Source organism: Marinilabilia salmonicolor JCM 21150 (genome assembly GCF_000259075.1).
Classification (GTDB): Bacteria; Bacteroidota; Bacteroidia; order Bacteroidales; family Marinilabiliaceae; genus Marinilabilia; species Marinilabilia salmonicolor.
The window spans coordinates 19,441-30,696 of record NZ_AJKI01000017.1; the positions used below are offsets into that span (position 1 = coordinate 19,441).

Annotated in this window: 8 protein-coding genes; all 8 read left to right on the forward strand. The window is 35.3% G+C overall.

Features of this window, described 5'->3' with window-relative positions:
- Positions 1 to 4 precede the first annotated feature (4 nt).
- Positions 5 to 1,456, forward strand: a complete 1,452-nt coding sequence (locus W7W_RS0110485) for an MFS transporter (RefSeq protein WP_010663722.1) — start codon at positions 5 to 7, stop codon at positions 1,454 to 1,456.
- Between the two features lie 14 nt (positions 1,457 to 1,470).
- A complete protein-coding gene (locus tag W7W_RS0110490) occupies positions 1,471 to 2,634 on the forward strand; it encodes a M20 aminoacylase family protein (protein WP_010663723.1) in 1,164 nt (387 codons plus the stop codon).
- Between the two features lie 103 nt (positions 2,635 to 2,737).
- Entirely contained in the window at positions 2,738 to 4,813 is a 2,076-nt protein-coding gene (locus tag W7W_RS22895) for a tyrosine-type recombinase/integrase (RefSeq protein WP_010663724.1), read from the forward strand.
- A gap of 393 nt (positions 4,814 to 5,206) precedes the next feature.
- On the forward strand, positions 5,207 to 6,217 hold the full coding sequence (locus W7W_RS0110500) for a PDDEXK nuclease domain-containing protein (RefSeq protein ID WP_010663725.1): 1,011 nt from the start codon (positions 5,207 to 5,209) through the stop codon (positions 6,215 to 6,217).
- 170 nt (positions 6,218 to 6,387) lie between these two features.
- Positions 6,388 to 6,693, forward strand: coding sequence for a hypothetical protein (locus tag W7W_RS0110505; RefSeq protein WP_010663726.1), 306 nt, complete (start codon positions 6,388 to 6,390; stop codon positions 6,691 to 6,693).
- 22 nt (positions 6,694 to 6,715) lie between these two features.
- Positions 6,716 to 7,951, forward strand: a complete 1,236-nt coding sequence (locus W7W_RS0110510; protein WP_010663727.1) for an ankyrin repeat domain-containing protein — start codon at positions 6,716 to 6,718, stop codon at positions 7,949 to 7,951.
- Entirely contained in the window at positions 7,948 to 8,709 is a 762-nt protein-coding gene (locus tag W7W_RS0110515; RefSeq protein ID WP_010663728.1) for a hypothetical protein, read from the forward strand. The genes W7W_RS0110510 and W7W_RS0110515 overlap by 4 nt, the downstream gene beginning before the upstream one ends.
- 169 nt (positions 8,710 to 8,878) lie before the next feature.
- Positions 8,879 to 11,167: an AAA family ATPase gene (locus W7W_RS0110520; RefSeq protein WP_010663729.1), complete on the forward strand. Its 2,289-nt coding sequence runs from the start codon at positions 8,879 to 8,881 to the stop codon at positions 11,165 to 11,167.
- Positions 11,168 to 11,256: the final 89 nt, after the last annotated feature.

An 11,256-nucleotide genomic window follows, 5' to 3' on the forward strand; every position in this document is an offset into this window, starting at 1 on the left:
TTCCATGGCAAACTCTATTCATTACAAAGGAAATGACAAACTGTTATTTGGCATTATTCTGGGCGTTTTAGCCTTTTGGTTGTTTGCTCAAACTACATTAAACATAAATGTAGATATGGCAAAAGATTTAGACATTCCCCCTTCCATGATGAACATTGCGGTATCGATAACAGCATTATTTTCGGGGATTTTTATCGTTGTCTTTGGGGGACTCGCCGATAAGATAGGACGGGTGAGAATAATAAGAATCGGTTTTTATTTCAGTATTATCGGCTCATTACTGGTAGGAATTACCCCCTCGGGAAGTCTTGCCTCGCCGGTATTAACCTTAGGACGTATTTTTCAGGGATTATCCGGAGCAGCAATAATGCCTGCCAGTCTGGCACTGGTAAAAGCTTACTGGGACGGAGCCGGCCGACAACGGGCCATTAGTCTTTGGTCCATGGGCTCCTGGGGAGGATCAGGATTTGCAGCCTTATTCGGTGGATTAATGTTAAACGTTGGCTGGCGTTATATTTTCTTTGCCGCCGCAGCAATCTCCGTGATCGGTCTTTTAATGATTAAAGGAACCCCTGAAAACAAGGCAGAAGACAAAATTCATCATAAAACAGATTTGGCAGGTATCATCACCTTCATGATTACAATGATTGCCTTACAGATTTTGATTACCAAAGGGTCAGAATTTGGATGGAAAAGCTTAACCGGACTAATACTGATCGGACTAACAGTTTTGTTTTCGCTACTATTCTACAGCATTGAAAGAAATAAAAAAGAAGCATTCATCGATTTTAAGTTATTCAATAATATGATTTATACCGGTGCCACCATCTCCAATTTTTTGCTAAATGCAACCGCAGGAATGCTAATTGTCTCACTGGCATTATTACAAATAGGGGGAAGAGTATCTGCGCAGGAAGCAGGATTTCTCACACTTGGCTATGCAATTTCTATCGTACTATTTATCAGAGTCGGAGAAAAACTATTGCAACGGTTCGGCCCTCGTAAACCAATGATATGGGGCTCCCTGATAGTGGGAACCGCCATATTTCTTTTAATGTTTACCAACACTATGGTAGGAACCTATAAAATACTGGCCATCATCGCATATTCTCTGTTTGGTTTAGGACTTGCCTTTTATGCCACCCCTTCAACCGATGCGGCCATATCTAATTTACCCTCAGAGAAAGCAGGTGCCGGCTCCGGTATTTACAAAATGGCATCTTCTTTAGGAGCCGCTTTTGGAGTAGCCATTTCAGCGGGTGTTTTCTCGGCACTGAATGTAGGTGACCACATTTATTGGTTAGAAGGGGTAATCACCTTTGTTGGACGACAAGATAATGTGGTAATACGACAAGCCGCCACAATTGCCCTGGGCATTAATTTATTAATGATCCTGATGGCGATCATAAGCATAATGATCACAATTCCGAAACAATCCAAGACATCCAAAGATTAATAAAAACATCTCCTATGAAAAACCAGCTGACAGAAAACCTGAAAAATCTTTCGCCCAACATGAAAGAGTGGATGGAGCACCTGCACCAAACACCGGAACTTTCGATGCAGGAGTCCGAAACAGCCAAATATATTGCCAAAATCCTCAAATCGTTTGGAGAATATGAAGTCGTAGAAGGAATTGGAAAATATGGTATCGTTGCATCCCTCAAAGTCGGAAATGGGGGAAAAGCCATTGGTTTCCGTGCCGATTTTGATGCCCTCCCCATCCAGGAAGAGAATGATTTGCCCTATAAAAGCAAAAACGAAGGCATATCCCACCTTTGCGGACACGACGGACACTCTGCAATGTTATTGGGAGCCGCAAAATATCTTGCCGAAACAAAAAACTTTAATGGCACAATTCGTCTGATTTTTCAACCTGGTGAAGAAACCATGCAAGGCAGTCCGGCCATGATCAAGGATGGATTGTTTGATCGCTTCCCGCTGGATGCTGTTTATGCCATGCACAACATCCCGGGATTGGAATTTGGAAAGTTCCATTATTGCGAAGGCGCCACCATGTCGGCTGTAGATAACTGGGAAATTGAACTCTCCGGAAAAGGCAGTCATGGATCCATGCCCGAATTAGGGATAGATCCAATTGTTTGCGGCGCATCATTGGTAATGGCTCTGCAAACAATTGTTAGCCGTAATGTTTCACCATGGAAAAACACCGTTGTAAATATTGGTTCTTTTCAATCGGAAAATACCGGGAATGTTGTACCACAAACAGCTCTGCTCAAACTAAGTATCCGCAATATGGACAATGATGTTCGAAAAATGGTTCTTCAAAGAATCAGAACCATTGTCAAAGCACAAGCAGAAGCGTTTAATTGCAAGTGGGAAATCCGGGAAGGAGTACCCGGTACAGTATTAATGAATACACCGGAAAACACAAAATGGGCATCCTCGGTTGCCAAAAAAACATTCGGAGAAGAAAATGTAAAAGACCATGTGAGTCCAATGATGAGTAGCGAAGATTTTGCCTTTATGCTCGAACAAAGGCCGGGAAACTATGTCCTTTTTGGTAGTGGAGACGGTTTTATGGTGCATAATCCCGGATATGTATTTAATCAGGAATTATTGCCTATTGGGGCTGCTTACTGGGTCGCCCTGGCTGAAGATTACTTGAAATAAATAAAACGAAACAGTTACTATCCCAAAGAACAGGGCTTGAATTTGAAAAAAAAGTATTCTATATTTGAACACACCTGATTTTCAGACACCTTAAACCAAATTAATGTCCCGGCTTAATATATACCCGATAGAACACCGACAGGAAAAGCGTGTAGCACTCGATTTTGACGCTTTTCCTTGCAAAGAACTGGATGAAATTGCCAGAAATTTGCCGGGACGCAGGTTTAGTTCATCCAGAAAACTCTGGCACATCCCTTTAGAAGATGGCTATCAAGCTAAACTGACTAAGGCATTCGAAAAAGTTCCTCATTTGGTTGACCTTGTCTTTCAAGAATCTCCTACATCTGTCATATCCCCGAAATTTGAACCGACCTCTTCGACAAAAGTAAAAGACAAATCGCATAGAGTAAAAATCAGCATAGACCAAGCCCGAAAAAAATTCTATGTGGATCACGGATATTGCCCAAGATTGTTTAATATATTCAGTCATTTAGAGGAGGGATTTTGGGAGAAAAAGTATAGAAACTGGGTATTTACCGGAGACAATCTTCTTTACCGAAAAGTAAAGAACATCATTGAAAAAAATAGTTTTTTGTGGGAAAAACAGGTACTTAACAGTATCCCCAAAAATCAGGACAAACCTCAGCCAAAAAATGATCAGGTAAAAACAACCCTCCTCCCCCCCACTGAGCAGGAAATACTGAATTTGTACAATACCACCTTGTCTCTAAAGCGGATGAGCGCTCGTACCTGTGAGATTTACAAAAGCTTTTTTATTCGTTTTCTGATAGACCATAAAAACAAAGAAATACCGAAATTGTCTTATGAGGAAATATTCAATTACATAAAAACCCAGTCGGCAAAATTAAGTGAAACAGGCCTACAACAGAGTATTGCTGCAATCAAGTTTTATTATGAGCGGGCATTGGGAAGAGATAAAATGTTTTTCTATCTAAAGGAGAAAAAAAACATCAAAAAGAGTTGGTTGTATTTGCCATTTCTGGAGTTGAGACCAATCATGGAAGGTATTGAATCCCCGGGAGACCGCCTTTTACTCTTCCTGATTTATCATGCCAACATGAGGCTACCTGACATTTGCTCGCTGCCACGCAACGCTGAACCATTGTATGGCACAAACTTCAGATTACCAGGCAATGATGCGGATGCATATTCCTACCTCCGCCAACTAATTAATGAATGTGACTCCCGACATACAAATCATGCCAGACTGTTTGAATTTAGAGGGAAGGCTCATTCCATTGAAACCCTAAAAGGTAAGCTATACAGAATTCTGCAAAGATACAGGCTCAAAGAAATTTACGAAAAACAATATGAGTTGATACTAAACAATACCGGTTACAGTCATAAAACCAAAAGAATGTACCTCGGGGCATTCATGAAATTCCTGGCTCATTTTAACTATAAGCATCCATCCCTTATTTCCGAAGAAGAAATCAAAGAGTATATGATTCTGCACCGGCAAAGATCCACTGCCCATCAGGACAATCTGGTCAATTCTTTCAAATTCTTTTTTGAAAAGGTTCACAATCATACGCTTTCCAATAAATATGTAATGCGCCCGCGGCGGGGCTTTCACCTCCCGGATTATTTCACCCCCCAGGAAATTGGGGCAATGCTACAGACAACAGAAAACCTAAAACACAAACTGGTAATTTCCATTGGATACAGTGCAGGATTGAGACGTCAGGAAATTCAGAACCTTAAACGGTCTGACATCGACCTGAAGAACAACCGGTTGTTTATCAAAAACTCTAAAGGCAAAAAAGATCGTTATTCCCTTTTTTCGAAACATCTGCACTCCTTACTGTATGCATATTTAAAAAAAGAACAGCCAAAAGTATATCTTTTTGAAGGCACCAAACCAGGGGTACAGTACAGTGCAACCAGCATGGCTTCTGTACTCAAAAAAATGGCTAAAGCTGCCGGCATAAAACGCAAGGTTAACCTGCATATGTTAAGACACTCCTTTGCCACACACTTGCTTGAAGACGGAAAAGATATTAGATACGTTCAGGAATTACTGGGCCATAAAAACATCAAAACAACCGAAAGGTACACCCACATAATCAGCGATGCCTTACTGAATGTCACCAGCCCATTCGACCGCATGATTTCAGAAACTGGGTTTCAAGGGCCTGGCAACCGCCCTCCTCCATAAAAAACAGGTTTTAGGTTTGTTACTAATTTCACATTATCGCCTTCTTAAGGAAGGGAACTGGTAAAATATTGGCTATAATCTAATTTCATCGAAGAATTGAATAAAATCATAAAAAATATCAATATATTTGAATAGAAATAACCCAATAATACACAAAAACCCACTGAATATGCTTTTAAAAACATCTTACCATCTTCCAATAAGGCCAAATAGCTTTTTACGCCATAACATGGTTAAATCAGCCACTTACATAAAAAAACCACAAATGACATAATAGCTATAAACACAATGTCGCTATAGGGACGTTGGGCACCATGGAATGGGAACGACAGAAAATTGGCAGTGATAAATAATCTTTATATTTAAGGACAAATTTGAAAATAAGCATTGAAAATGTCCCTAGAAAAAAATGAATATCCGGATTTATTAGCAGAACTTGTTGACTTAGTCGAAAAAACAAAATATCAAGTTGTTTCTCAAGCGAATAGTTCACTAACAATTCTATTTTGGCATATTGGAAACAAAATCCTGAACCAAAATTTGCAAAATGAAAGAGCTGAATATGGAAAACAAATTGTCGTTACAGTATCACGAGAATTAACGAAACGATTTGGCCGAAATTATGAAGAGAAAAATCTTCGAAGAATGATTCAATTTGCAAAGCAATTTCCTGAAATTGAAAATGTCGTTACACTGTCACGACATTTAACATGGTCGCATTTCATAACATTGATTCCATTGAAAAACGAGGCTGCAAGAGATTTTTACGGAAAATTGGCTATTGAAAATTCTTATGGAGTGCGAGAACTTCGAAAGCAAATTGAAAAGAAAGCATTTGAACGTACTGAAAAAGCAGACATACAGCTCTATGACAGTAAAAGAATTAGAAAAGGAATATTCAAAGACCCTTACCTATTAGACTTTTTAGAATTAAAGGAAGGATACTTAGAGTATGACTTGGAATCAGCAATCCTCAAAGAACTTGAGTTATTCATTCTGGAACTTGGTAATGGATTTACCTTCGTTGAGAGACAAAAACGAATGGTTATTGATGGCGATGATTTCAATCTAGATTTGCTCTTTTATCATCGTAAATTGAAAAGACTCATTGCGATTGAGTTGAAGATTGACAGATTCAAAGCTAAATACAAAGGGCAAATGGAACTGTATTTAAAGTGGCTCAATAAATACGAAAAACAGGATGGAGAAGAAACTCCTATTGGATTAATATTATGTGCAGAAGCAAGTGAAGAACAAATAGAGTTATTAGAAATGCAAAAGGATGGTATTATGGTAGCAGAATATTGGACAGAATTACCACCAAAAGAAATACTTGAAGCCAAACTACATAACGCATTAATTGAAGCTAGAGAAAGATTAGAAAGAAAAAAATTAAGAGAATAGTAACCACGGTGCCCAACAAAGCTATTATACGCCAGCCGTGGCATCCACAGCATATTGAGGGTTTTGCATTTCCCAAAACCAGGCGTTCAAGCTGATAAAGCCACAGCGGGTTGAAAGCCACGCCCAGGCGCATATAGCCGGGACGTTATGCGCAATATTAACAGGACGCTATGAGCAAGATTATTAAATTCGCAAAAGACGGATTTATTGACCCGGAAAAAGTTAAATCAGCAGTTTATAATCGGATAGATTTTGATTTATCCGAAAATATATGGGATAATATTGATTTTGCATTCGGAGAATGTTGGAACAACGAAATAGGATTAAGAGGTTGGATTCATGAGGGGCAAATTGAAAAATATATCTTTAAATATCTTCAAACTCAAAAAATACTTTTTGAATATTCTAAGGTTGAAAGAATAGTTAAAATTATTTTTGATTATATTTCTATTAGTGGAGGTTATTTAGATGATTGATTCCTCTAAAAATGAATGTACTATGAAATTTTCAAGAAATAAATTATTTACTGCGATTAGAAAACAAGATATTCCGTTTTTGATGGACTATCTTGAACAGGGTGTTGATGTTAATTTAACCGAAAAAGTAGATAGTGGACTTACACCAATTGAGTTTGCTGCATATAAGAATGAAACTGAAATTTGTAAATTGTTTTTGCAATATAATCCAGACTTATCATTAACGAAAAGGTTAATATTTTGGACGGTTTATTATTCTAACAATGATTTATTTATAATATTTCTTGAAAATAACGCACCCATTCATCAGATTGACGAGTGTCTATTTGAGGCTTGCACGCGAGATAATGCTTTTCAAATCGGTATTTTAATAAAAAAAGGAGCCAATGTAAATTATCGTTTTCAAGATTTAACGCCTTTGCATAGAATTGCTAGATATGGTAGTTTATCCTCTGTTGACTTGCTAGTAGTAAACAATGCAGAAATAAATGCAAAAGACAAAAATGGCAAAACACCCTTCAATTATGCTGTTTTGTATAATAAATTCGAAATTACAGAATATCTCTTTAATCAAGGTTGTGAAACAGATGGTGTTATTGAAAAGGATAAATTCTATTTAGTTGGTTCTCATGAAATGCTGGAATTTTATAGGGTTTTGCTTGAACGTGACACAAAGAAACTAATTGAGTTCAAGAAAAAATTATCAATTAGATTAGAGTTTTTGAAGGGAGGTAAAATAGAAGAAGAATTAAAGGAAAGTATTATCAATTCTGACTTTCAAACTTTTAAAGAAATAATATATAAGAATAAAGATAAGATAAATCTAAACGTTGGCTATTCATATGAAAATATGGAGAAAGTGACCCCATTACATCTTGCAATTATTTATCGAAATTATGAAATGGTTAAACTTTTGCTGGAAAATAATGTCGAAACGAATTGTACAACTGCTAATCGACTAGATATTTACTACTTTCTGGAATGTGATGAACAAGATGAGATAACTCTTTCGATTCTTAACCTTATCAAAAAGCATGAAAAGGAAATTGAAGATGAGAAAAGAAAAAGATTTGAATATAAATCTGATGCACCTAAAAGAGTGAAAACTATAGTTGAAAAAAAAGATGGTATTATACATGCTACAGTATATCCGATAAACAAAGTTCCAAAACAATATAATAATATCGCTTCTGACCCTACTGAAATTGACAATAAAGAAGGTTTTATAATCAAAATCAAAAAACTTTTCAGAAAATGACGAACTCTATTTATTGCCTAAGGCATAGAGCGAATATTAATACTTTTCTTACAAAAAGCAAAACAGTTGTTGTATATGAAGACCATAGATATATTTTAAATATTTTAAGATATGCTTTTGAACATAAAATTCTTGAAAAACCTATAAATGTAATTTCATTTGATTATCATTCTGATTCATATGACAATCCAAGCCTTCTGACACTTGAGAATATAAATAAAGTCAAGAGTTTAGGATTAAAAGAATTTTGGAATTTCATAGAGTTTGAACATAGTATTCAAGATGATGATTGGCTTGTTTCTGGGATGGAATATGGTTTAATAAATGATGTCGCATTAATGTTTGTTAAAGAAATATTTAGTGGAATTGATTTTAACAAACCATATTTTGATACAGAGCAAAATGTTCATAATCCAATTTTAATTGACACTAAATCAAATTCTATGGAGATTAATACTTTCAAAAAAATAATGGAAAACAAGTTTATTTTAGATATTGATTTAGACTTTGCATCAAAAGTAATTGAAGATAAAATTTATCCATATAGCAGCGATGAATTGGACGTTTTTTTTAATCAAAAATTAATGTTTAGCACAAACGAAACTTTAACCGTGAGCGAGTTATTTAAAGAATTAATCGAAAAGTCAAGTTTTATTACAATATGCAAGGAAAGTGAATTTTGTGGAGGTTATTCTGCATCAAATAAAGTTTTGGAGTATCTTGATGAAAAGTATTTTGATAATGAGATAATGAAATAAAGCGCATAACATCGTATATAAAACATTTGGCACTCAGTGGGTTATCGAGCATTTCAGCCCGTATCAAAAGTACTTGTAACTTGACAGGAAAGTGCTTCGAAATGCCAAACGTTTCATATACGTAACCGTTATGCACAAGGCTAACCAAAAACAATGATAACCATCGAAAATGGCAGACAAAAAAATAACTACCTTAATTAAGTGTCAAAATATTGCACCAATTGAAAACTTGAACCGAGAAATCAAATCAAGTTCATTGAAAATGGGTGTTTTTGCAAATAATGGAAGTGGTAAAACTTTTCTCAGCAGACTTTTCAGACTAACGGAAAACAAAGGTAAAATAGCTTTAGACGAGAACAACCAAAGCCCAACAGACAAGCTTCTTACCTTTGGGAAACAAAATGGAGATTTTTCATTTAAGGTTATCGATAAAAATAATAATATAAAAGACGATTTCAATATATCCATAAAAAAAGGCCAAGCTACGACTATTCCAGAAACGAAATATTTGTACCATACATTCAATCAAGACTACGTTGAACAAAATATTCAAGTTTTAGGCTACGAAAAAGATAGTGAGATTGAAGGCTTCATTTTAGGAAAAGTCAACATTGACCTGAAAGACGATGAAGATAATCTTGCTAAAATCGAAAAAGAAGGTAAAGAATTATCCGAACAAGTCGAAAAAGAGATTGACTCTTATGTAAAGAAAAATTTAAGTAACATACAAAACATAAAAAGACTTAGAGAATTTGCTTATTTAAGGCCCAAAGAGATATTCCAAGGAATTGAGAAAAATTTATTCCCTGTTTCAAAAGGCCTTGATGAATTATTTTCGGATTATAACAAAATTAAATCCGTCCCAGAAAATTTATTAGATATTGGGGCTATTGAAAGAATTAATATTGATTTCAATATTCTAAATGGAATCAAGGAAAATCTAAACAAAGAGTTCTCTTTAAGTTCATTAGCAGAAAACTTTAAACAAAAAATAAAAAGCAAGCAAACGTTCATTGAAAAAGGAATGTCCTTGCTTTCAGAAACAGAAAGCAATACTTGTCCATTCTGTGAACAAAAACTTCAAGAAAACGCAATTAATTTAATTAGCAATTACACTAAATACCTTAATGACACGGAAGCAAAAACAATAAAACAATTCAATGAAAATACAGAGTGGCTTTCAAATCTTATCGCCTCATTAAAAAGTATTGAAAACACTAATTCTTATCGAATAAATTCGTATAACGAATATAAAACCAAATATATACCATCAAGTGCAAAAGAAGAATTAGGCATACTAAAGGTTAAAGCGGCACAACAAGCAATCCAGTCTTATATTGATATTATTGAAGAAAAACTCAAAGACATTAGCAAGCCAATCTTAGTTGAAAATTCAATAATTGAGAATATTGAAAAACACCAAACCCTTCTAAATAAAACAATTGATTCAAACAATAAGAAAATTAAGTCATTAAACGCCAAAAAAAATCAGATAGGCGAGGAAAACAAAACTGTTAGAAAGGAGATTTGTAAATGTGCTTATAACTACTTAGTTGAAACACATAAAACGAACATTAAAACCATTTCTCATTTAAGAGAACAATGGAAAACTCTGGACTTACAAATAAAGAAAAAGAAAGAGCAACAGAAAGTAAGTAAAAGAGAAAAAGTAGCTTCAACAATAAAAACTGTCTTGAATTATTTCTTTTCAGACAAATATACACTTGACGAAGAAACTTTCAGATTAGTATTTTATAAAACTGCACTTGAAAAGGACCAAGCAAGAGATGTTTTAAGTGAGGGCGAAAAAAACATTGTAGCATTTGCTTACTATATGGGCGACACTCACTTAAAAATAGAAAGAGAAGATGATTATGAGAAGTTATTTTTCATAATTGACGACCCCATTTCAAGTATGGATTTCACGCATGTCTATACTCTTTGTGGAGTCATTAGAGACATTTCTCAAATAATTGACAAACTGAAGAATACAAGATTATTTATCTTCACCCACAATAATGACTTTATGCGTGTTTTGACGGCAAATAATATTGTAGACAAAAAGTTGCTTTTGAAAAAAGGAGAATTAAAAGACTTTAATAACAATCTAACCGTTCCTTACATTAACCACCTTATGGATGTATACAATGTCGCACGTAAGGATGAAAACGCAAGCCATACGACTGCAAATTCAATAAGGCACATAATAGAAACTCTGACAAAATTTCAAAAGATTGATATTTCGAAAGACGGAATAGCAGAATACATAAAAAGCAATATTCCAAATGATTCGAAATCATTTACCCTTATTAACGACCTTTCTCATGGAGGTTGGAGAAGTGAGCAATCGCCAATAACTGAAGACGACTATAAAGAAGTATGTGAAACAATTATTAAACACATTGAAAAGGACTTTTGTGGACAAATCGAATATTGTAAAAAAATCATTGAACAATGAAAGCCCAGTGCATAACAAAGCTATGATACGCCAGCCGTGGCATCCACAGCATATTGAGGGTTTTGTATTTCCCAAAACCATGCGTTCAA